Here is a 23,341-nt window from a genome sequence, read left to right on the forward strand (position 1 = left end):
CTTAATATTAATCATACATAAAAGGGAGAAGGAGAAAACAAATGACACTACAACAGGTTTTATATGCACTTACAATTCAGGAATGCGGTTCCATGAACAAGGCGGCTGAAAAGCTTTACATTGTTCAACCAACACTTACAAGTGCCATTCAGGAGCTTGAAAACGAGGTGGGACTCACCATTTTTATGCGTACAAACAAGGGTGTCATTGTAACTCCCGAAGGAGCAGAATTCCTTGAAGACATTCGAGGATTTTATCGTCAATACGATATTGTAATGCAAAAATACAGTGGTGAGGGAAACTACAAAAGAAAATTCGGTGTTTCCACCCAGCACTACACCTTTGCGGTTCGTGCCTTCGTAGACATGGCAAAACAATACGACATGAACGAATTTGACTTTGCCCTTCGTGAAACCACCACCATGGATATCATCAGAGATGTCAGCACATTAAAAAGTGAAATAGGCATTCTCTACATAAACGAGCTTAACCGAAAGGGCTTAAACCGTCTTTTCACAGAACACGGCCTAGAGTTCCACTCACTTATAAAATGCAAGGCCTACGTTTACTTATGGAAGGATCATCCACTTGCTAAAATGGAATCCATCGGCATCGAAGACCTGCAAAACTACCCATGCCTTTTCTTTGAGCAAGGGGACAACAGCGAAGTTCTTGCCGAGGAAATCCTTAGTGAAAACTTTTACCCACAGCAGCTTCGTGTAACCGACCGTTCCACAATGCTAAATCTCGTCCGTGCTCTTAACGGATATACGTTATGCTCCGGCATCGTCTGGGGCGACCTCAACGGAGACGGCTACATGGTTGTACCATTCAGAGGCGACGAGGAAAATCCAAACAGCGTCATGGACATCGGATACGTCACCAAGAAAAACTCCGTAATGAGTAAAATGGGCAAAGAATTCCTAGAGCAGGTTGACCTAGCCTTAGATCAAATCGACAAATCAGTTATATACGAAGAATAGGATAGCGCAGGCTATCCTTTTTTTGTGGGATTTTTAGGTTGAGTGCCCTAGTCCCGCTTCCTGCGGCCCCACACCGCGTCCACCCCTCTGCATAGGCAAAGATCAAGAATTTGTATTTTCTAAATACTACAAACTAGCTTCCTTTATTGGTAGGTGTTCTTCCGATGATTTTACAATTCGCCTCAGCTGTATGCCCTACAAAGACACACATTAAAATTCTAGGATACTTCTTCAGCCAGGTAGCAGGACACCCCTGCGATTTTGGAATGAGCTTAGTGGAAATGGTAAGTGACTTTTGCGAGTTTTGGCAGACCGAGCCATGGACGGCGAGGTCAAGGAGATGCTGAGCACGGACGCGAATATCGACTGGTGCCTAAACTCTCAAAAGTCATTTGCCAATTTCCACTTAGCGAATGGAGTATGAGCAGGGGTGTCCTGCTACCTGGCTGGAGAAGTATTTGTAGACCTTGGGGTGTGTCTTTGAAGGTCACACATCTTCCTCGAATTGTAAAATCAGCGAAAGTACACCTACGTGAAGCTAGTTTGCAGCATTAAGAAAATACAAAATTCATGCTCAATCATGCCTATGCAGACGGGTGGACGCGGTGTGGGGCCGCAGGAAGCGGGACTAGGGCTACTATAATATAGAAAAAGGCCCACAAAATAAGGGGATGCGCAGCTATAAAACGGATTGATAGCTGGCTATAATTTTATGGTAGAACTAGGTTTATTGACCTGGTTCTTCTTATTTGGTAATATCCTATCAACCCAGTAGGTAAATAGAATTTAAAAAGGGTGGAATGGAAAATGAATTTTAATACTAGACTACTCCACGAAGGAGTGAATCGAGAGACAAACGGCGCAACACTTCCGCCTATATACCAAAGCAGCGCTTTTGATCAGGAATCTGCTGAGGATTTGGCAGGAATTTTTGCCAATAAGAAGATGGGGTATTGTTACACCCGAGTTGCAAATCCTACTATTACAGCTTTTGAAAATAGAATTACAAAGCTTGAAGGTGGTATAGCTTCGGTGGCATGCTCTTCGGGAATGGCGGCATTATCAAATGCGTTGCTTAACATCCTTCAGGCAGGAGATGAGATAATCTCAAGCGCCAGCCTCTATGGTGGAACAATTGATTTGTTCAGAGATATTGAGGCATTTGACATTAAGACAAATTATGTGCGAAACAATGATTTTGAGCAAATAGAAGCTGCTTTTAATGAACGCACCAAGGTGGTATTTGCAGAGACCATCGGCAATCCCTGTTTGGACGTAACAGATATTAGACGACTGGCAGAAATAGCTCATGCTCATGGTGTTCCACTTGTGGTAGACAATACTACAGCTACTCCATATTTGCTTAGAGCAATCGAGCTTGGCGCAGACATTGTGGTGAATTCTTCTTCGAAGTATATCAACGGAAGCAGTAATTCCATAAGCGGTGTATTAACAGACAGTGGTCATTTTAAATGGACTAAGGATAAATATCCGGTTCTTGGAGATTACGTTAAGTTTGGTCCTATGGCATATGTGGCAAAGCTTAGAAGCGGACTTTACAGAAATATGGGAACCTGCCTTTCTCCATTCAATGCATATTTGAATGTAATAGGACTTGAAACACTTGGGCTTCGAATGGAAAGACAATGTAGTAATGCACTAAAGCTTGCTACCTGGCTTGAAGAAAAGTATAAAGACATAATTGTAAATTACCCGGGACTAAAATCCAGCAAATGGAACGATATCGCAAATACGATATTTGATAAAGGCTATGGGGCAATCCTCACTATCAGAGTGGGCAGCAAGGAGAGAGCTTTTGAAGTGATGAACAAACTAACAATCCCTTATATTCTTTCAAATATAGGAGATACCAAAACTTTAGTAGTTCATCCGGAATCCACAATCTCCTTACACAGCACCCCACAAGAACTGGAAGATGCAGGCGTATATGATGACTTAATTCGTATATCCGTAGGAATAGAAGATATAGAAGATCTCATAGAAGACTTCCGTACCGCATTATCATAATTTTTATCGTATATACGTATATTTAGTTCACTATAAACTTTAAATGAGCTGGTTGAAATTATTCTATGAATTGAATTCCCTAAATGAGCTGATAGGTAACAAACTAAATATGTCTTAAGGGAGGCGTTTCCAGCCGACCGTAGATATATTTTGTTTGTTACCGTAATCAGCGGAATAAACTATTCAATTACCTAAAGACTTTCATCCAGCGGACTAAAAAAGGAGTAAGAATATGGCAGAAAAAATTGATTACAAGGCTTTGAAGGCTGGCGGCTTCATGAAGCAGGTACAAAAAGGCTATGGCTCACTTAGACTGGCAGTTATCGGTGGTAACCTCGATGCAAAAGCACTTAAGACAGTTTCGGAGGTAGCAGATAAATATGGACATGGTTATGTCCACATGACATCTCGACAGGGAATCGAAATTCCATTTATTCATGTAAATGATTTGGAAAAGGTAAAGGAAGAGCTTGCAGCCGGTGGCGTAGGCACAGGTGTATGTGGCCCTAGAGTTCGTACAATCACAGCTTGTCAGGGCTCAGAGATTTGTCCAAGCGGATGTATCGATACATATACGCTTGCTAAAGAACTTGATGCCAGATACTTCGGAAGAGAGCTTCCACATAAGTTTAAATTTGGCGTAACTGGCTGTCAGAATAACTGTCTTAAGTCGGAGGAAAATGACGTAGGAATCAAGGGCGGCATGACAGTTGAGTACAAAGAGGATGCCTGCATTTCCTGTGGCGTATGCGTAAAGGCTTGTAGAGAGTCTGCCCTTACTATGACAGATGGCAAGGTTACAATCGACAGAAGTAAGTGCAACAACTGCGCACGATGCGTAAAGAGCTGCCCAACAGATGCATGGGAAGGAACACCAGGCTACATCGTATCCTTCGGCGGAACCTTTGGAAACAAAATCTACAAGGCTGAGCAGTATGTTCCAATCATTCGCGATAAGGAAACACTTTTCCGCGTAACAGATGCAGCAATTGAATACTTCGAAGCTAATGCAAAACCATCAGAACGCTTCCGCGCAACCCTTACCCGCCTAGGCGACGAAGGTCTCCGCGAAGCCGTAAACAACGCCTTAAACGCGTAGAGACAGACAAAATTTATATGATTTAGTTGCGTGTATAATAAAAATTTAACTATTAGATGAGCTGGTTGAAATTATTCAACAAAGTAAAAATCCTAAGTGAGCTGATAGGTATCAATCTCGATATCCCTTAAGGGAGACATCCCTAGTCGACCGTAGGGATATCAAGATTGTTACCGTAATCAGCGGACTAAATTATTCAACTACCTAAAAAATTTTCAACCAGCGGATCAGGAGAGGAGAAAAACTATGGCAGAAATTTTAGAATTTGACGATCAGGTAGATATTACAGATAAGGTGTGCCCACTCACATTTGTCACTGCAAAAGTGGCAATCGAGGAGCTTGATGACGGCGAAGTCTTGGCTGTCCGCATGAACGACGGCGAGCCAGTGCAAAATGTTCCTCGTTCATTTAAGGAGGACGGCCACCAGATTTTAAAGCTTATTGACAATGAAGATGGCACTTACACTTTGTATGTTAGAAAGGTGGAGGAATAATGGCAGCTAGAATTTATACAAATGATTTTCAGGAAAAGGTGCTAGATAGTGAGATACCATCACTTGTAGACTTTTATTCTGATTCATGCGTTGCCTGTAAAAAGCTTGCTCCAACTTTATGTGAAGTGGAGGAAGATTACGAGGGCAAGGTTAATGTGTTTAAGGTCAACACAGGCTATGACACAAAGCTTGTAGAGGACTATGGTATTCAGTCAAACCCTACACTTATTTTCTTTAAGGATGGCAAAGCCCTTGATAAAAAAATCGGGGCAAAGGACTACGATGAGATTACAGACTGGATTGACAGTCTTATCTAATAAATGCAAAGGAGAATAGTATAATGACAATTACAGTTGCAGGTGAAAAGAAGGAATACAAGGATGGACTTACACTTCCAGAGCTTATTGAAGCTGAAAATGTAGAGACACCAGAGTATGTTACAGTTTCCATCAATGATGAGTTTATTCTTACAGAAAATAAAGCATCTACAGTATTAAAAGAGGGTGATTCTGTAGAGTTTCTATACTTCATGGGAGGTGGCTGCTAATGGCTATGACAGATGAGCAAATCGAACGCTATAGCCGCCACATCATTTTAAAGGAGGTTGGTGCCAAGGGCCAGAAGAAGCTCTTAAATGCCAGCGTACTTATCATTGGTGCAGGCGGACTTGGTGCACCAGCAGCTATGTATTTAGCTGCAGCAGGTGTAGGTAAAATCGGTATCGTAGATGCGGATGAGGTTGATTTATCAAATCTTCAGCGTCAAATTATTCATTCTACAGCAGATATTGGAAAACCAAAGGTAAAGTCTGCAAAAGAGACTATGAATGCCATGAACCCTGATGTGGAGGTTGTTACCTATCACAAGTTTGTGGATTCATCAAACATCAGAGAGTTAATTCGTGAATACGATTTTGTAATTGATGGAACAGATAATTTCCCGGCAAAGTTCCTTATTAACGATGCTTGCGTAATGGAGAAAAAGCCTTTCTCACACGCTGGAATTATTCGTTTCAAGGGACAGCTCATGACCTATGTGCCAGGAGAAGGTCCATGCTACAGATGCGTATTCAAGAATCCACCACCAAAGGACGCAGTTCCTACCTGCAAGCAGGCAGGCGTTATTGGTGCTATGGGCGGTGTTATCGGCTCACTTCAGGCTATGGAGGCCATCAAATACATTGTAGGAGTAGGAGATTTGCTTACAGGCAAGCTTCTCACCTATGATGCAGTAAATCAGGAGTTCAGAAAGATTAAGCTTCCACATGACACAAGCACATGCCCAGTCTGTGGAAAGAATCCTACTATCACAGAGCTTATTGACTATGAGCAGGAGGTCTGCGAGGAGACCGCATCACGTTTCGAAGCAGATAGATAGTTGTAATTCAAACATATTCATTATTCGGTTAAAAATAAGTTGTAGATGGAGTAGCAAATGGGAATAATTAGATTAGATTATCGTATATACGATGAAGTAGTTAAATATGCAAAGGAACATTTGCCGGAGGAGGCCTGCGGTCTTATAGCAGGTGTGGAAGATGAAAATGGACGTCTGATAAAAAAGGTCTACTACCTTGAAAATATAGACCATGCCACAGATCATTTTACACTTGATCCAAAGGATCAGATGGCTGCCATAAAGGATATGAGAGCCCTTGGCTTAAAGCCACTTGGTAATTGGCACTCTCATCCAGAATCACCATCTCGTCCATCTGATGAGGATGTAAAATTAGCTTATGATTCACATGCAAGCTATTTCATTTTATCTTTAATGGCAGATAATCCTGTGTTAAACTCATTTCATATTGAGGGAGGTCAGTGGAGCAAGGAAGATTTGCGCATCACCTCAGAGGATTATTATTTCTAAAATAAAATCAATCATATAAACCATTAGGAGATTTTATGCATATCAAAGTCGGAACAAGAGGTTCTAAGCTTGCTTTAGCCCAGACCAATTACGTTGTGGACAGGCTAAAGGCAGCATATCCAGAAAATGAATATGAAATAGTAGTTATCACAACAAAAGGCGATATAGATTTGACAAAGCCCTTGGATGCAATCGGCTCCAAGGGAGTTTTTGTTAATGAGATAGAGGAAGCGCTTTTGGCAGGTGATATACAGATGGCAGTACATTCCATGAAGGACATGCCTGATACAGCGAAAGAAGGACTTGTTTTTGCAGATGCCTGGGAGCGTGAGGATCCAAGGGATGTTCTCATTTTAAAGAAATATAAAACTCTAAAGGATTTACCACATGGAGCAAAAATAGCCACAGGAAGTAAGCGTCGTTCCTATCAGCTCTTAAAGCTAAGACCAGACATTCAGATTTGTCCAATCAGAGGTAACATTGACTCCAGAATCAGAAAGCTCTACGAGGAAAATCCAAAGCAGGAGCCACTTGATGGCATTATTCTGGCAGCAGCAGGTTTGCATCGCTTAGGGCTAGAGGCTAATATTTCAGAATATTTTTCTGTAGAGGATATGGTTCCAGCACCTGCCCAGGGACGTCTTGCTATAGAGATAGCTCAGTACAATCACGAATTACTTGATATCGTAAATGCGATATCTGATGAAGAGTCCAGACAGGAAGTGTTTTTGGAAAGAGGCTTCCTTAAAGCTATCGGCGGAGATTGTCATCTGCCTGTTGGAGCATATGCCAAAAAAACTGCTACAGGTTTTAAGCTTAGAGCGTTGTTTGGAAATGAAGATGGAAGTAAATTGGCAGAGGCTGTTGTTGAAGGGGCTGATGCCAATCAGGATTTAATAGATAAAGCTGTCCAGGAAATACGTGTACAGCTAGGTGAATAATGTTATGGCAAAATCAGGAAAAGTAGTATTAGTTGGAGCAGGTCCGGGAGATTTGGACCTGCTCACATTAAAAGGAAAAGAATATTTAAAGCAGGCTGACTGCATAGTTTACGACAGACTTTTAAATAAAAGAATGCTTGAACTGGCAAAAGCTGATTGCGAGAAGATTTTCGTTGGCAAGGCTAATCATCATCACACAGTGCCGCAGGATGGAATCAACGAAATCCTTTATCAAAAGGCTCTTGAAAAAAAGCTTGTAGTCAGACTCAAGGGCGGCGATTCCTATGTGTTTGGTCGAGGCGGTGAAGAGGCTCTATATCTAAAGGAACGTGACATTGCAGTTGAGGTTGTGCCTGGTATAAGCTCTTCCATAGCAGCCCTTGCTGCAGCAGGAATTCCAATCACCCACAGAGGCCTTGCAAAGGGCTTTCAGGTCATCACTGCCCACAGCAAAAAGGATGCTTTAGCAGATATTGATTATTCAACCTTACTTGATGATTCTGTGACTCTTGTATTTTTAATGGGACTTTCCCATGTGGGAGAAATCGCAAGAGGACTTATTGGGGCTGGCAGGGACAGTAAAACTCCTGCCGCAGTTATTTCAAATGGAACCACTGTAAGACAAAAAAAGGTGGTTGGAAACCTTTCAAATATTCAGACCCTCGTAGAGGAAGCAAAACTTGAGTCACCTGCTATTATCGTAGTGGGCAAAGTAGTAACACTTTCCGATGAGCTTGCCTTTTTCGAAAACAGACCTTTATTCGGTAAAAAATATTTCTTACCAAAGATACTTGGATTTAACTATAGTTTAAGCCGAGGTGTTTATGAGGAATCCTTAAATGAGCTTGAACTTAAGCTTGAAGAAAAGGGGGCAGATGTATTTGCTCCTGCCACAGGTAAAATTGTTCCGTCTGAAATAGATTTATCATTTCTCGAAGGTACTACAATAAATGATTTGCTGGTATTTACCAGTGGCAACGGAGTTAGATCATTTTTCTGGAATCTATACGAGGGCGCAGGGCTTGACTTTAGAGCAATTGGAAATGTCAGGTTTGCAGTTGTTGGAAAGAAAACAGCAGAGGTGCTAAAGTACTTTGGGATAAAAGCAGATTTAATACCTGACAGACAATCAGGAGCAGCCCTTGCACAGCTTATCAATGAGAATGTGCAAAAGGATGCCAATATTTTCTGGCTTTGTGGAAAGGAACAGGCAGCTGATTTTGAGAGAAATCTTTCTAGTGAGTTTAAGCTTGAAAAAATCATATCCTATGAAAATAAGCCAATTAACTTAGAACTTACAGAAGAGCAGAAGAGTTGGATTGTAGGTTGTGATGGTGTTATCCTTACAAGTGGAAGTAATGCTGAAGTTGTAAAAAACAGCATAAAAGTATATCCTGACAAAATATTTTCAATAGGTCCGACCTGCACCGGAGTTATAAATAAAGCAGGAGTAGAAAATGTATTAGAGGTATCAAAAAATTCCTACGAAGGATTAATGGAATTAATCATATCTTAATAGCAAAATTAAAGGCTGGTAACTCACTTTGTTACCAGCCTTTCTAACATCTTATTTAATTAAATCTGAAAGCTTTTTACCATAGAAAAAGTCACGCTCAAGCATATAGAATTCTGTCCACATTGGAAGAGTCTTGCAAATTCCATCACGTGGACAATCATAGTTTTCATCTGATAGACAAGCTACAGGTGCCAAACTTCCTTCCATAAGCTCGATTATTTCTCCTACTGAATATTCATTAGCTGCACGAGTGAGTTGATAGCCGCCGCCTTTGCCGCTGACGCCCTTTACAAAACCTCCATGTACCAGTTCTTTAACTATTATCTCTAAATATTTCTTTGAAATGTCCTGGCGCTCTGCAATATCTTTGAGGGGGATATAATCCTCAGGATTTTGTTGGGCTAAATCTATCATTACACGTAGTGCATATCTTCCTTTTGTACTAAACATGATTAAAACCTCCTGTGAATAATTTAGTCCGCCTGTTACGCTAACAATACTATACGTCCATTTTTGAGATCGCTGTCGCTATACTCCTCAAAAATGGACGTATAGCATTGTTAGCTACAGGCTCATCTAAGTTTTCATATGTAAATAATAATTTAGGTTACGTTGTAAAACGCTATAAAGATTTAACACTATTATACGATAGGTAAGTAGGTGAATGCAATATGGTTGCTATAAATTCATCTGATAACGAACTATAAAATTTAACGATGATAAAACCCATTGACGTAGTAGGTAAATAGGTATAATATACGAACATGCAAAACATACGAGGCACAAGTGATAGGAAAGGAGGCCAGCGTTAAATGAAAAGCGTACTTTGTTTTGGAGATTCAAATACATACGGATTAAAACCTGATGGTAGCGGCAGATTTGAGAAGACTGAAAGATGGACAGGTATTCTTTCAGAAATGCTTAGGCCTGACGATTACGATGTGATAGAAGAAGGACTTGTTGGTCGTACCACAGTTTTCGAGGATAGCACCAGACTTGGTCGAAATGGTTCAAAGCTACTTCCCGTATTGCTAGAGAGCCACGGACCGGTGGATACAGTTGTGTTGATGCTTGGCACAAACGATTGCAAAACAGTTTACAACGCATCACCAAGGCTTATTGCCAGAGGCGCAGAGATACTTCTTAAACAAATACGTGCAAATAATGAAAATGCGAAAATTCTTCTTTTATCCCCTATATACCTTGGTGAAAAAGTATGGAAGGAAGAATACGATCCTGAATTTGATGAGAAATCAGTTCTCACCTCAAAGGAATTAAAAGCAGTATTTAAAAAGCTTGCAGAGGAATTCGACTGTATGTTTTTGGCAGCATCTGATGTGGCGAAGCCATCAGAAACGGATCAGGAACACATGGACCTAGAAAGCCATCGATTCCTAGCGGAAGCAATATACAAAAAACTAATTGCTTAAATAGCCTTCCCCTTGAGGGGAAGGTGCCCGAAGGAAGAGATAATGCTTTAGCGTTATCTGCCACCCTGGCGAAGGGCGGATGAGGTGTCATACCTTGGCCCTTGAGAAAAAATAAAAAATAACCCCACAACATGAAAGGAACACAACAATGAAAAACACAATAGTAAAAAAACTTACAACATCCCTCCTGGCAACATCACTCATCACAGCATCATTCACAGCCTGCGGTTCATCAGATAACACATCTTCTGACACATCAGCTACAGCTGAGTCTGCATCATCAGAATCATCAGATAGCTCTGCACCATTTAGAACTCTAGATGAAATCAAAGAGAGCGGCACAATCAACATCGGCGTATTCTCAGACAAGAGCCCATTTGGTTATGTAGATGAAAATGGTGAATATGCAGGATACGATGTTTACTTTGCAGAGAGAATCGGTGAAGACCTTGGTGTGGAAATCAACTATGTTTCTACAGAGGCAGCAAACAGAATCGAATACCTTCAGACAGGAAAGGTTGATATTATCCTTGCAAACTTTACAGTTACAGAAGAAAGAGCTGAAGAGGTAGATTTCGCACTTCCATACATGAACGTAGCACTTGGTGTTATTTCACCTGACGATGCTGTAATCGAAAGCCTTGATGATATCGGAGCAGATAATCAAGTAATCGTTATCTCTGGTACTACAGCTGAGACTTATCTCACAAAGAATTATCCAGACATCAAGCTTCAGAAGTATGATGCATATGCAGAGGCTAAGACAGCATTTGAAAATGGTAACGGTGTAGCGTGGGCAAACGACAACACAGAGGTTATTGCCTTCTCTATTGAAAACGAGGGTTACACAGTAGGTATCCCTTCACTTGGTGATCAGGACACAATCGCTCCAGCTGTAACAAAGGGCAACGAGTCACTCCTTAACTGGCTCAACGAAGAGATTGAGTCTCTTGGTACAGAAAACTTTTTCCACGCAGATTATGAGGCAACTCTTCTTGATACATACGGTGCTGATTACGAAGATACATTAGTAGTTGAACAATAATCATCAGATTATTGTTTAACGTAACTGGCAACAATTTTATTGTTGTCCGAATGAAATGAGGATTAAAATGCAGTTTTCCTTGACTGCATTTTAACCTTGTAGAAGGTGGAAAGTAATACGTAATTACGATAATTACGAAATGAAAGGAATTGAAACCTAAGCAATGAATAAAGATATTCTTATTGAATATCTCCCACTGTATAAGGACGCTTTAATTCTCACACTTAAAATTGGATGGCAGGGCATACTATTGGCTTTTGTGATAGGTCTGATTGGCTCTGCCATTTTACATTTTAAAATTAGAGTCCTTAAAAGTATTGTGGGAGTCTATATTGAATTATTTAGAAATACACCACTTTTGGTACAGCTGTTTTTCATCTATTTTGCTTTACCAAAGGTGGGCATACAGGTTAGTGCCGAGGCTTGCGGAATTCTTGGTCTTGGACTTCTTGGAGGAGCTTACATGATAGAGACCTTTAGAAGTGGTCTTGAGGCCATCCCAACAATCCAAAATGAAAGCGCATTAAGTCTTGGAATGAACGATTTTCAAACACTTTGGCATGTTATTTTGCCACAGGCTGTTTCTATAAGTGTTCCAGGTCTTCTGGCAAATGTTATTTTCCTCTTAAAGGAGACATCAGTTTTCTCCACAATCAGTTTGATGGATTTGATGTTTACAGCCAAGGATTTAATTGGAATGTATGCAAAGACAATAGAATGTCTGTTCCTTTTGGTGGTATTTTATCTGATTATGCTTCTTCCAATATCTATTTTGGGAGCAGTTATTGAAAGGAGGATGCGCTATGGCCAGTTTGGGGATTGATGTTTTATTCAAAGGCACAAATTTCCTTAGACTCTTACAGGGACTTTGGGTTTCCATTGAAATCAGTTTAATTGCAGTGGTGCTTAGTATAGTTTTAGGCCTTCTTGTTGGTATGCTGATGACAGTAGAAAACAAGCTATTAAAGGTCATTCTAAAGATATATCTAGAGACAGTTAGAATCATGCCACAGATGGTGCTTTTATTTATTGTTTATTTTGGCACCACCAGAGTATTTGGCTGGGATATGTCTGCTGAATCCTCTGCCATATTCGTATTTACGTTCTGGGGTACAGCAGAAATGGGAGACTTGGTTAGAGGCTCTATTAAAAGTATTCCAAACATCCAGTTTGAATCAGCCTTTGCCCTTGGCATGGACAAAATTCAGACATACCTTTACATTATATTGCCTCAGACCGTCAGACGTCTGATTCCACTTTCTATTAACCTCATTACCAGAATGATTAAAACCACATCCCTTGTAATGATGATTGGAATAGTGGAAGTGCTAAAGGTAGCGCAGCAGATAATCGAAGCTAATAGAAAGGTATCTCCAAATGCGGCTTTTGGAGTATTTGCAGTAGTGTTTTTACTATATTTCCTAGTGTGCTGGCCAATCAGCAGGCTCAGCGTATATTTAGAAAAAAGGTGGGCATAAATGAGCGAATTATTAAAGGTTACACATTTACACAAAGAATTTGGAGCAAATGTAGTTTTAAAGGATATAAACCTTTCCGTAAAGAAGGGAGAAGTAGTCGTTATAATTGGACCATCTGGCTGCGGTAAAAGTACATTTCTTAGATGCTTAAACGGCCTTGAGGATATTCAGGGCGGTGTTATCACTGTAGACGGTCTTCCAGTGGAGGCAGGCAAGCGTGACATTACAAAGCTTCGACAGAAAATAGGAATGGTATTTCAGTCCTACGAGCTTTTCCCTCATAAAACAGTACTTGAAAACTGCATTCTCGCCCCAACAAAGGTTCAAAAGAGAACAAGAGAGGACGCCATCAAAGAAGCATTAGAGCTTCTTGACAAGGTTGGCCTTGTGGATAAAAAGGATTACTATCCTCGCCAGCTTTCAGGTGGACAAAAGCAAAGAGTTGCAATCGTTAGAGCACTGCTCATGCATCCTGAGGTTATTTTATTTGATGAGGTCACAGCAGCCTTAGATCCTGAGATGGTTCATGAGGTGTTAGAGACCATGATTGCTCTTGCAAAAGCAGGTTCAACCATGCTTATCGTTACTCATGAGATGGATTTCGCCAAGGCTATTGCAGATAGAATTATCTTTTTAGATAAGGGTGATATTGTAGAGGAGACAACTGAAGTAAAGGACTTTTTTGCAGAGCCAAAAACTGACAGAGCCAAGAAATTTTTAAAGACATTTACATATGATTGATAAATCTAAATTAAACTTTGTAATTTTCAGAAAAATTGATTGACACAACTGTATTTGAATGATACACTTACTTCAACTTGATAAAGCGTTAAACCGATGAGGGAGAGGAGTACCTCTTTATGATGCTTTTTAGAGAGCTGCGATGGTGGGATGCAGTAAGCTAGTAATTAGGGAATGGACTCCTGAGGGCGTGAGGAAATAGTGCTTTGGCATTAGAGTATTGCACGACGTAGGGCGCGCGTCAGTCGTCAGGGATATGATGGTATCCTGTAAAGTGCATGATTCATTCATGAATTCAAGGTGGCACCGCGGAAAAGAATTTTCGTCCTTGATAGAAACTATTAATTTAAGTGGTTTCTATCAGGGACTTTTTTATTTCCAGATAGAAACAGCGTCAGATAGCAGCAGGAGGAATTGACATGATTAAAGAAGCAATCGTAAAAATCGTAAACAAGGGTGACCTTACATATGATGAGGCATATGCAGTAATGAATGAGATTATGGATGGCGACACCAGCCCAACACAAAACGTAGCATTTCTTGCAGCATTATCTACCAAAAGTGCAAGAGCAGAGACCACAGATGAAATCGCAGGCTGTGCAGCTGCCATGAGAGAGCATGCTACAAAGGTTGTAACAAACATGGATGTGTTTGAAATCGTAGGCACAGGCGGAGACAATGCACACAGCTTTAACATTTCCACTACATCAGCCCTGGTTGCTGCAGCAGGTGGAATGAAGGTAGCTAAGCATGGTAACAGAGCAGCATCTTCACTTTGTGGAACAGCAGATTGTCTTGAGGCGCTGGGGGTTAATATCTCACAGGATCCTGAAAAGTGTGTGGAGCTTTTAGAAAAAGTTGGAATGTGCTTCTTTTTCGCTCAGAAATATCACACATCAATGAAATATGTAGGAGCTATCAGAAAAGAGCTGGGCTTTAGAACAGTGTTCAATATCCTAGGTCCTCTTACAAATCCAGCCACACCTAGCATGCAGCTCCTTGGCGTATATGATGAATATCTTGTTGAGCCACTTGCTCAGGTTCTTATCAGCTTAGGGGTCAAACGCGGCATGGTGGTTTACGGAATGGACAAGCTTGATGAGATTTCACTTAGTGCTCAAACCAAGATTTGCGAGATAAATGATGGATGGTACAAAACCTATATTATTGAGCCTGAGGATTTTGGATTTGAAAAATGTACTAAAGAAGATTTAAAGGGCGGTACTCCAGAAGAAAATGCAAAAATCACAAGAGCCATTTTAAATGGTGAGAGAGGACCAAAGAGAAACGCAGTTTTATTAAATGCTGGAGCATCTCTTTACATAGGCGGCAAGGCAGACAGCTTTGCAGAAGGCGTAAAACTTGCAGAAGAAATAATCGATTCAGGAAAAGCACTTGAGACACTTGAAAAATTCATTCTTGTAAGTAACGAAATTAAAGAAGAGGATATGGATGAACATACTAGAGCAAATAGCGGAGCATGCTAAATATAGGGTAAGTCAGGCAAAACAGAAAAAACCTTTGTCGCAGGTCAAATCTGACGCCTTAAAACTTAAAAAGGGTAATTTCGAATTTGAGAAAGCACTGACAAAAGGTGATATTGCTTTTATCTGTGAATGTAAAAAGGCATCTCCATCAAAGGGAATAATTGCAGAAGAGTTTGATTATTTACAGATTGCTAAAGATTACGAGGCAGCAGGAGCTGATTGTATATCAGTGCTGACTGAGCCTAAATGGTTCCTGGGCAAAGATGAATATTTACGAGATATCGCAAATACGGTAAACATCCCTACCATCCGAAAGGATTTTGTGGTTGATGAATATATGATATACGAAGCTAAAATCCTTGGAGCAAAGGCAGTACTTTTGATAGTTGCAATACTGACAGAAAATGAGCTTTTTAAATATATTCGTATATGCGATAGCCTGGGATTGACAGCACTTGTTGAAGCTCATGATGAAATAGAAATCATGAAGGCGGTAAGAGCAGGAGCCAGAGTGATAGGTGTAAACAACAGAAACCTAAAGGATTTTTCAGTTGATACAGCAAACAGCACCAAACTTAGAAATCTCATTCCGGGGGATGTGCTATTTGTATCTGAAAGCGGAATAAAGGAAGCAAGCGACATAAAGGCACTGCGGGTAGCTGGCGTTGATGCAGTTCTCATAGGTGAAACCTTAATGAGAGCAACTGATAAAAAAGCAAAACTAGAAGAGCTAAAGGGAAGGTAAGAGAAATGACAACAATTAAGCTTTGTGGTCTCACAAGAGAGGCGGATATAAAAAAGGCAAATGAATTAAAGCCAGAGTACATTGGATTTGTTTTCTATGAGAAAAGCAGACGAAATGTTACAAGGCAAAGAGCGAAGGAATTAAAAAAGCTTTTAAATCCAGAAATAAAGGCTGTAGGAGTTTTCGTAGATGCGCCGGTAAAGCAGGTAGAAGAGCTTTTTGATGAAAACATTATCGATGTAGCTCAGCTTCACGGCAATGAAAGTGAGGACTACATCAAGGAGCTTATGGACAATAACATTCCTGTCATTAAAACCTTCAAAGCTAATTCACCAGAGGAACTTATTAAGGCTGAAAAATCCAGCGCAGACATGATTATGCTTGATGCGGGAAACGGTGAGGGCAAGCCAATCAACGATTTAAAGCTACTTACATATATAGATAGACCATTTATCCTTGCAGGTGGGCTGAACCAGGAAAACGTCTCAGAAGCCATTCAGGTGACAAAGCCATATGGCGTAGATGTAAGCTCTGGAATCGAAACTGACAAGCTTAAGGATGGTCAGAAGATGAAGGAATTCGTAAATGCGGTAAGAGAAAACAGAGGGGATAAAAAAGTGGTTAAAAGCAAAGGAAGGTTTGGTGTTCATGGAGGTCAGTACATTCCAGAAACTCTCATGAATGCAGTAAACGAGCTTGAGGAAGCTTACAATCATTACAAGGATGACCCGGAATTTAATAGAGAGCTTACAGAGCTTTTAAATGACTATGCTAATCGCCCAAGTCTTTTGTACTATGCAAAAAAGATGACAGAGGATTTAGGTGGCGCCAAAATTTATCTCAAGAGAGAGGATTTGAATCACACAGGTGCACACAAGATTAACAATGTATTAGGTCAGGCTCTTTTAGCTAAAAAGATGGGAAAAACTAGACTTATTGCAGAAACAGGTGCAGGCCAGCACGGCGTTGCCACGGCCACAGCAGCAGCACTTCTTGGTATGGAGTGTGTGGTTTTCATGGGTGAGGAAGATACAAAGCGCCAGGCACTTAATGTATATCGTATGAAGCTTTTAGGTGCTGATGTTGTCCCTGTAAAAAGCGGTACAGCTACTCTTAAGGATGCGGTTTCAGAGTGTATGAGAGAGTGGACTACCAGAATCGATGACACACATTATTGCCTTGGTTCTGTAATGGGACCTCATCCATTCCCTACTATCGTACGTGATTTTCAGGCTGTTATTTCAAAGGAAAGCCGTCAGCAGATTTTGGAAAAGGAAGGTCGTCTTCCAGATGCTGTAATCGCCTGCGTAGGTGGTGGAAGCAACGCTATCGGAAGCTTTTATCACTATATAGGAGACGAGGGAGTAAAGCTTATAGGCTGCGAGGCCGCAGGACGTGGAATCGATACCTTTGAGACAGCTGCTACAGTAAATACAGGAAAAATCGGCATCTTCCATGGAATGAAATCTTATTTCTGCCAGGATGAATATGGACAGATTGCTCCAGTTTACTCTATTTCAGCCGGACTTGATTATCCAGGCGTTGGCCCAGAGCATGCATATCTCCACGACATCAAAAGAGCAGAGTATGTGCCTGTTACAGATGAAGAGGCAGTTGAAGCCTTTGAGTATATCGCTAAAACAGAAGGCATTATTGCTGCTATCGAAAGCTCACATGCCATTGCCTATGCCATGAAGCTTGCCCCAACCATGAGCAAAGATCAAATCATCATGGTTACAGTTTCAGGAAGAGGCGACAAGGATTGCGCAGCAATTGCTAGATACAGAGGAGAAGATATTTATGAGTAAGATTTCAGAGGCATTTAACAATAAAAAGGCATTCATTCCATTTATCACCTGTGGCGATCCAGACCTTGAAACCACAAAGGAAATCATCAGACAGATGGAAAAAAATGGAGCGGATTTGATAGAACTTGGCATCCCATTTTCAGATCCTACAGCAGAGGGACCTGTCATTATGGAAGCAAACATCAGAGCTCTTAAGAATAATATTACAACAGATCATGTATTTGAAATGGTTTCAGAAATAAGTAGTGAGGTTTCCATTCCACTTGTTTTCATGACCTATGCCAATGTGGTTTATTCTTACGGAATCGATAGATTTTTTAAGCGTTGTCAGGAGACTGGCATCTGTGGAATTATCCTTCCAGATGTTCCATTTGAGGAAAAGGCTGAGTTTGAGGATGTAGCTTTAAACTATGATGTTGAATTTGTATCAATGATTGCTCCTACTTCAGAGGACAGAATTGATGAAATTTCTGCTGATGCCAAAGGCTTTATCTATATCGTTTCAAGCCTTGGTGTCACAGGAACCAGAGCAGAGCTTAATGGAAATATTAAATCATTAGTAGATAGAGTAAGAAAAAATACCGACGTTCCATGTGCTGTAGGTTTTGGTATTTCAACACCTGCACAGGCGGCACAGATGGCAGATATTGCAGATGGTGCAATAGTTGGCTCTGCCATAGTTAGAGTGATTGAACAGTATGGTAAAGATGCTCCAGCTCAGGTTGGAAAACTGGTTAAAGATATGAAAGAGGCCTACTATGTTTCCTAGTTTAAATGAGGTAATTAAATACGCAGAGACAGGGCAGTATAAGCGTGTCCCTGTAGCGATAGAGTTGCTCTCTGATAGTTTAACTACTATTGAGGCAGTTCGTCGTATTAAAAATGCCAGCCATCAATGTTATCTTTTAGAGAGCGCCAGCCAGAGTGAAACCTGGGGCAGATATTCTTTCTTAGGTTTTAATCCAAAGTTGGAGGTTACCTGTCAGGATGGAATTGTTTTAATAAAGGAAAACGATGGCAAGGATAAGCTATTGATTGAAGAACGTGATGTGAAGCATCCAGGTGAGGTCTTGCGTGAAATTATCTCAAAATACAAAAGTCCGACAGTTCCAGGACTTCCTACATTTACCGGTGGACTTGTGGGCTATTTTTCCTATGATTACATAAAATATAGTGAACCAAAGCTTCGCCTTGAAAATCATGGGGATGATGATTTCAAGGACATGGATCTGATGCTGTTTGATGATGTCATCGCCTTTGATAATTTCAAACAGAAGATATATCTGATAACTGGAATTGATATCAGCGATACAGATGCTTACTATGATGCATTTGAAAAGAGACTTGATAATATCAGCAAAGCCTATGCCGCTGCAGAGGCTCATTTATATGAGATAAAAGAAGTGCTTATGGCAGGTGAACCAAAGCAGTTTGAGCCTCTCATACTTAATTCAGACATCACACCAAAGTTTACAAATGAGCAGTACGGTGCGTTGGTGGAAAAGGCAAAGTATTACATCAAAGAGGGGGATATTTTCCAGGTGGTTCTATCCAATCCTATGAGTGCAAAGGCTACAGGCAGTCTTTTTGACACCTATCGCCTTCTTCGAGCAAGTAATCCATCTCCATATATGTTTTATTTTTCCAGTGATGATATTGAAATTGCGGGAGCATCTCCTGAAACGCTGGTAAAAGTAGAACAGAAAAAGGTCAGCACATTTCCATTGGCAGGCACCAGACCAAGAGGTGAGGATGAAGTGGAAGACAAGGCATTAGAAAAAGAGCTTTTGGCTGATGAAAAGGAAAAGGCCGAGCACAACATGCTGGTGGATTTAGGCCGCAACGACATTGGAAAAATAAGCGCTATAGGCACTGTAAATGTGGATAAGTACATGGAGATTGAGAGATTTTCCCATGTAATGCATATAGGTTCCACTGTTGTCGGAGAGCTTGCTGATGATAAGGATGTAATCGATGCAGTTGATGCCATTCTTCCGGCTGGCACACTTTCGGGGGCTCCAAAGTTTAGAGCCTGTGAGATTATTGAGGAATTGGAGCAAAGCAAGCGTGGAATCTATGGTGGAGCATTGGGTTACATTGATTTCACTGGAAATCTTGATGTGTGTATCGCCATTCGTCTTGTATATAAAAAGGCTGATACTATCTGCATCCGCTCAGGAGCAGGTATAGTTTATGACTCTGTTCCTGAAAAAGAAGCCGTAGAGTGCATCAACAAGGCAAAGGCAGTTGTAAATGCTGTGAAACAGGCAGAGGGAGGCTTAATATGATATTACTGATTGATAATTACGATAGCTTTTCCTACAACGTTTATCAGCTTATAGGAAGTGTAAATCCAGACATAAAGGTAATTCGTAATGACGAATACCGTATATGCGATATAGAAGAGATGGCTCCAAGCTACATCATCATATCTCCTGGTCCAGGTCGCCCGATAGATGCAGGTATCTGTGAGGATGTAATAGCCCATTTCGCAGGCAAGATTCCTATCCTTGGAATATGTCTCGGGCATCAGGCTATCTGTGAAACCTTTGGGGCTACCATCACCTATGCCAAAGAACTAATGCATGGCAAGCAATCCGAAGTGACACTGGATGCATCCTGCAAACTATTCAAAAACATGCCAGAAAAAATAACAGTAGCCCGTTACCATTCTTTGGCGGTGGATGGGGGCACACTACCACAGAACCTTAAAGCAGTAGCCACCACAGAGGACGGTGAGGTCATGGCCGTAAAGCACACTGACCACGAAATCTACGGCCTCCAGTTCCATCCTGAGTCAATTTTGACACCACAGGGCCGTAGTATTATAGAAGGGTTTATACACACGACCCCTCATCAGTCAGCAAGCTGACAGCTTCCCCCCAGGGGGAAGCCAAAAACAGCCTTCCCCTAGAGGAAAGGCTGTCACCGCTAGGTGACTGAAGAGGTACTATACCTACATTCTTCCAACAACAAAAGCCTTCCCCCTCTGGGGGAAGGTGGCCGCAGGCCGGATGAGGGAAGGCTTCCCCTAGAGGGGAAGCTGTCACCGCAGGTGACTGATGAGGTGTCGTACCTCCATGCTACCAACACCCAAAAGGCTTCCCCTTGAGGGGAAGCTGTCACCGCAGGTGACTGATGAGGTGCCCGTACCTACATGTTCCCTACAAAGTACATTTTTTTTCACAAATTAGTGTTATCATAACAAACTGTAAACATAGTTAAAAATTTAACTATCAAAGAAAAGAGGAACAATATGAAGAAAAAGTTATTATCACTTATTTGTGTCACCGCACTTCTTATATCAGGCACAGTAGCATGTGGTGCCTCTAAAGAAGCAGCACCTGCAGAGCAGGAAGCGACAGTTGTAGAAGAAACAGTAGAGGAGGAAGCACCTGCAGAGGCAGAGACTCCAGCAGAGGATTGCGACGTAAGAGTAGCAGCCCTCAAAGGACCTACAGCTATGGGCATGGTCCAGCTTATGGAAGCAGCAGAAAATGATGATACCGCTACAAATCACTATGAGTTTTCTATCTCAGCAGCACCAGATGAGCTCACACCATCTATCGTTCAGGGAAATGTAGACATCGCAGCAGTTCCAGCCAACCTTGCATCAGTATTATTTAATAAGACAGAGGGTAAGGTACAGGTACTCGCCATCAACACACTTGGAGTACTTTACATCGTTGAAAACGGAGATACAATCCAGTCTGTTTCAGACCTAAAGGGCAAGACGATCTACGCCAGCGGAAAGGGCGCAACCCCAGAATTTGCCCTTAACTACATGCTCTCATCAAATGGTATCGACCCAGAAAAAGATGTAACTATCGAATACAAATCAGAGCATGCTGAATGTGTCGCAGCTCTTGCAAATGACGAGGATGGAGTAGCAATGCTTCCACAGCCATTTGTTACTACAGCACTTATGCAAAACGATAGCATGCGCATCGCTCTTGATATGACAAAAGAGTGGGAAAATTCAGCAAAGAACAGTGGATCATCAGCTTCCCTTGTAACAGGTGTAGTTGTTGCCAGAACAGATTTTGTTAATGAACATCCAGATGCCGTAAAGCTTTTCTTAGAGCAGTATGAAGCATCTACAGCCTACACAAATGACAGTGTGGATGAAGCTTCTGAACTTATCGAAAAATATGATATAATCAAAGCAGCAGTGGCAAAACAGGCTATTCCTTACTGCAATATCACATTTATCGCAGGTTCTGAAATGAAGGACAAGCTTTCAGGCTATCTTGAAGAGCTCTTCAACCAGAATCCACAGGCCGTAGGCGGAAAATTACCAACAGATGAATTCTATTACATCCAGTAAAAAACAAAAAAATATAAAAGTAGGGGCTGTCATTATCTGGCTTTTGGTATGGCAGCTCCTATCAATGTATGTAGATTCGGCTATTCTATTAGCATCACCCGTAGACACCCTAAAATGTCTATGGAATATGCTTGGAATAGCCTCTTTTTGGCAGTCCATATTATTTACACTGATTCGTATATGCGTAGGGCTTTTTTTGGCCAATATAATTGGCACTTTTTTTTCAGTAGGCGCATATTTGTCAAAAACATTTCGTGACTTTATTTCCATACCAATAGCGGTTACCAAATCAACTCCGGTAGCATCCTTTATTATTCTGGTTTTGATTTGGATTCCATCTAAAAATCTCTCTGTATTTATATCGTTTTTAATGTCATTTCCTGTGATTTACACCAACATTCTTCAGGGACTTGATTCTATGGATAAAAATATGCTTGAGATGGCTCAGGTCTTTAAACTTTCAATAGCAAGAAAAATCAGGTTTATATACATCCCTCAGGTCATACCATATTATAGAGCAGCTGCCGCCCTTTCAAATGGCCTGTGTTTTAAAGCAGGAATAGCAGCCGAGGTTATTGGTCAGCCAAATGGTTCAATAGGAGAGAGACTTTACGAAGCAAAAATTTACTTCAACACGCCGGAGCTTTTCGCCTGGACTATTACCATAATCATAGTGAGCATCATTTTTAACAGGCTATTTATGGTTTTTATCAATTTCATCATGAACAAGCTGGAGGGTAGATAAATGGATATAACTATAAAAAATCTTTCGAAAGCTTTTGATGAGCAGCTCGTATTAAATGATTTTACTCACACCTTTAAAGAAGGCACTACCACCTGTATCATGGGTAAATCCGGTGTAGGAAAGACCACTTTACTTTCTATTCTGATGGGACTTGAAAACGCAGATTCAGGACAGATAAATGGTTTGTCAGACAAAAAAATAAGCGCTGTTTTTCAGGAAGACAGACTATGTATGAATCTTACAGCACTTTTAAACATAAAAATGGTGCTACCAAAAAACAGCCATATTTCTGATGAAAGAATAATCAGCCTGCTTTCAAAGATAGGCATAGATGCATCAGATAAAAAAACAGTTTCCGAATATAGCGGAGGAATGTGTCGTCGAGTAGCCATTCTAAGAGCGCTTCTAGCCGACTTCGATTTACTCATCATGGACGAACCTCTAAAAGGCCTCGACACAGAAACAAAAGAAAAAGTAATTTCTCTAATAAAAGAGTTGACTACAAACAAAACTGTAATCTTAACCACCCACGACCCCACCGACGTCGACGCCCTCTCCGGAGAAGCGTTATTAATTCAATAAAAAAATTCAATAACGTAAAGAAGCC

Annotated in this window: 25 protein-coding genes, 1 pseudogene and 1 other annotated feature; of the genes and pseudogenes, 25 read left to right on the forward strand and 1 reads right to left on the reverse strand. The window is 41.0% G+C overall.

Annotated elements, in window-relative coordinates:
- The first annotated feature begins 41 nt into the window (after positions 1-41).
- The 10 genes from BLV53_RS05315 to cobA all read left to right on the forward strand — a co-directional run bounded on the left by BLV53_RS05315 (position 42) and on the right by cobA (position 8,928).
- Positions 42-983 carry a LysR family transcriptional regulator gene (locus BLV53_RS05315; protein ID WP_090298153.1) on the forward strand — a complete coding sequence of 314 codons (942 nt, stop codon included), beginning with the start codon at positions 42-44 and terminating at the stop codon, positions 981-983.
- 807 nt (positions 984-1,790) lie between these two features.
- A complete protein-coding gene (locus BLV53_RS05320; RefSeq protein WP_090298156.1) occupies positions 1,791-3,011 on the forward strand; it encodes an O-acetylhomoserine aminocarboxypropyltransferase/cysteine synthase family protein in 1,221 nt (406 codons plus the stop codon).
- A 232-nt stretch (positions 3,012-3,243) separates the two neighbouring features.
- The gene (locus BLV53_RS05325) at positions 3,244-4,110 is read left to right on the forward strand and encodes a 4Fe-4S binding protein (protein ID WP_090298159.1); all 867 of its coding nucleotides are present in this window, start codon (positions 3,244-3,246) and stop codon (positions 4,108-4,110) included.
- A gap of 246 nt (positions 4,111-4,356) precedes the next feature.
- A complete protein-coding gene (locus BLV53_RS05330) occupies positions 4,357-4,605 on the forward strand; it encodes a sulfurtransferase TusA family protein (protein WP_090298162.1) in 249 nt (82 codons plus the stop codon).
- A complete protein-coding gene (locus BLV53_RS05335; RefSeq protein WP_090298165.1) occupies positions 4,605-4,922 on the forward strand; it encodes a thioredoxin family protein in 318 nt (105 codons plus the stop codon). The genes BLV53_RS05330 and BLV53_RS05335 overlap by 1 nt, the downstream gene beginning before the upstream one ends.
- 23 nt (positions 4,923-4,945) lie before the next feature.
- Positions 4,946-5,152 (forward strand): sulfur carrier protein ThiS, encoded by a 207-nt coding sequence (thiS, locus tag BLV53_RS05340; RefSeq protein WP_090298168.1) that lies wholly within the window; start codon positions 4,946-4,948, stop codon positions 5,150-5,152.
- Positions 5,152-5,982 (forward strand): thiazole biosynthesis adenylyltransferase ThiF, encoded by an 831-nt coding sequence (gene thiF / locus BLV53_RS05345; protein ID WP_090298171.1) that lies wholly within the window; start codon positions 5,152-5,154, stop codon positions 5,980-5,982. The genes thiS and thiF overlap by 1 nt, the downstream gene beginning before the upstream one ends.
- Before the next feature lie 57 nt (positions 5,983-6,039).
- On the forward strand, positions 6,040-6,471 hold the full coding sequence (locus tag BLV53_RS05350; RefSeq protein ID WP_090298174.1) for a M67 family metallopeptidase: 432 nt from the start codon (positions 6,040-6,042) through the stop codon (positions 6,469-6,471).
- A 35-nt stretch (positions 6,472-6,506) separates the two neighbouring features.
- Positions 6,507-7,412 carry a hydroxymethylbilane synthase gene (gene hemC, locus BLV53_RS05355; protein ID WP_090298177.1) on the forward strand — a complete coding sequence of 302 codons (906 nt, stop codon included), beginning with the start codon at positions 6,507-6,509 and terminating at the stop codon, positions 7,410-7,412.
- A 4-nt stretch (positions 7,413-7,416) separates the two neighbouring features.
- Positions 7,417-8,928 carry a uroporphyrinogen-III C-methyltransferase gene (gene cobA / locus BLV53_RS05360; protein ID WP_090298179.1) on the forward strand — a complete coding sequence of 504 codons (1,512 nt, stop codon included), beginning with the start codon at positions 7,417-7,419 and terminating at the stop codon, positions 8,926-8,928.
- 51 nt (positions 8,929-8,979) lie between these two features.
- Here cobA and BLV53_RS05365 read toward each other — a convergent pair whose 3' ends face one another.
- Complete coding sequence (locus BLV53_RS05365) at positions 8,980-9,378, reverse strand: RrF2 family transcriptional regulator (RefSeq protein WP_090298182.1); 399 nt, start codon at positions 9,376-9,378, stop codon at positions 8,980-8,982.
- 362 nt (positions 9,379-9,740) lie between these two features.
- Between BLV53_RS05365 and BLV53_RS05370 the strand changes: the two genes are divergently transcribed.
- The 15 genes and pseudogenes from BLV53_RS05370 (at position 9,741) to BLV53_RS05435 (ending at position 23,316) form a co-directional block, all read left to right on the forward strand.
- On the forward strand, positions 9,741-10,358 hold the full coding sequence (locus BLV53_RS05370) for a GDSL-type esterase/lipase family protein (RefSeq protein WP_090298185.1): 618 nt from the start codon (positions 9,741-9,743) through the stop codon (positions 10,356-10,358).
- Between the two features lie 148 nt (positions 10,359-10,506).
- Positions 10,507-11,403: a transporter substrate-binding domain-containing protein gene (locus tag BLV53_RS05375; RefSeq protein WP_090298188.1), complete on the forward strand. Its 897-nt coding sequence runs from the start codon at positions 10,507-10,509 to the stop codon at positions 11,401-11,403.
- Positions 11,404-11,566: 163 nt separating this feature from the next.
- Positions 11,567-12,226 carry an amino acid ABC transporter permease gene (locus BLV53_RS05380; RefSeq protein ID WP_090298191.1) on the forward strand — a complete coding sequence of 220 codons (660 nt, stop codon included), beginning with the start codon at positions 11,567-11,569 and terminating at the stop codon, positions 12,224-12,226.
- Positions 12,207-12,881 carry an amino acid ABC transporter permease gene (locus tag BLV53_RS05385; RefSeq protein WP_090298194.1) on the forward strand — a complete coding sequence of 225 codons (675 nt, stop codon included), beginning with the start codon at positions 12,207-12,209 and terminating at the stop codon, positions 12,879-12,881. The genes BLV53_RS05380 and BLV53_RS05385 overlap by 20 nt, the downstream gene beginning before the upstream one ends.
- Positions 12,882-13,622 carry an amino acid ABC transporter ATP-binding protein gene (locus BLV53_RS05390; RefSeq protein ID WP_090298196.1) on the forward strand — a complete coding sequence of 247 codons (741 nt, stop codon included), beginning with the start codon at positions 12,882-12,884 and terminating at the stop codon, positions 13,620-13,622.
- Between the two features lie 87 nt (positions 13,623-13,709).
- Positions 13,710-13,955 (forward strand) — a binding site (T-box leader).
- A gap of 86 nt (positions 13,956-14,041) precedes the next feature.
- Complete coding sequence (gene trpD / locus BLV53_RS05395) at positions 14,042-15,109, forward strand: anthranilate phosphoribosyltransferase (RefSeq protein ID WP_090298199.1); 1,068 nt, start codon at positions 14,042-14,044, stop codon at positions 15,107-15,109.
- Entirely contained in the window at positions 15,075-15,854 is a 780-nt protein-coding gene (trpC, locus tag BLV53_RS05400; RefSeq protein WP_090298202.1) for an indole-3-glycerol phosphate synthase TrpC, read from the forward strand. The genes trpD and trpC overlap by 35 nt, the downstream gene beginning before the upstream one ends.
- A gap of 5 nt (positions 15,855-15,859) precedes the next feature.
- Positions 15,860-16,429: pseudogene (locus BLV53_RS17715) on the forward strand (phosphoribosylanthranilate isomerase); the annotation flags it as partial.
- Positions 16,430-16,471: 42 nt separating this feature from the next.
- The gene (gene trpB / locus BLV53_RS17295) at positions 16,472-17,662 is read left to right on the forward strand and encodes a tryptophan synthase subunit beta (RefSeq protein WP_278335378.1); all 1,191 of its coding nucleotides are present in this window, start codon (positions 16,472-16,474) and stop codon (positions 17,660-17,662) included.
- Complete coding sequence (gene trpA / locus BLV53_RS05410) at positions 17,655-18,431, forward strand: tryptophan synthase subunit alpha (RefSeq protein WP_090298210.1); 777 nt, start codon at positions 17,655-17,657, stop codon at positions 18,429-18,431. Before trpB ends, trpA begins: the two co-directional genes overlap by 8 nt.
- The gene (gene trpE, locus BLV53_RS05415) at positions 18,421-19,950 is read left to right on the forward strand and encodes an anthranilate synthase component I (protein WP_090298212.1); all 1,530 of its coding nucleotides are present in this window, start codon (positions 18,421-18,423) and stop codon (positions 19,948-19,950) included. The genes trpA and trpE overlap by 11 nt, the downstream gene beginning before the upstream one ends.
- Positions 19,947-20,534, forward strand: coding sequence for an anthranilate synthase component II (locus tag BLV53_RS05420; protein ID WP_090298215.1), 588 nt, complete (start codon positions 19,947-19,949; stop codon positions 20,532-20,534). The genes trpE and BLV53_RS05420 overlap by 4 nt, the downstream gene beginning before the upstream one ends.
- A gap of 384 nt (positions 20,535-20,918) precedes the next feature.
- On the forward strand, positions 20,919-21,989 hold the full coding sequence (locus BLV53_RS05425) for an ABC transporter substrate-binding protein (protein ID WP_090298218.1): 1,071 nt from the start codon (positions 20,919-20,921) through the stop codon (positions 21,987-21,989).
- A 238-nt stretch (positions 21,990-22,227) separates the two neighbouring features.
- A complete protein-coding gene (locus BLV53_RS05430; RefSeq protein WP_442960178.1) occupies positions 22,228-22,734 on the forward strand; it encodes an ABC transporter permease in 507 nt (168 codons plus the stop codon).
- Positions 22,735-23,316 (forward strand): ATP-binding cassette domain-containing protein, encoded by a 582-nt coding sequence (locus tag BLV53_RS05435; protein ID WP_090298224.1) that lies wholly within the window; start codon positions 22,735-22,737, stop codon positions 23,314-23,316.
- The last annotated feature ends 25 nt before the right edge of the window (positions 23,317-23,341 follow it).

Source organism: Pseudobutyrivibrio sp. ACV-2 (assembly GCF_900107545.1).
Taxonomy (GTDB): Bacteria; Bacillota; Clostridia; order Lachnospirales; family Lachnospiraceae; genus Pseudobutyrivibrio.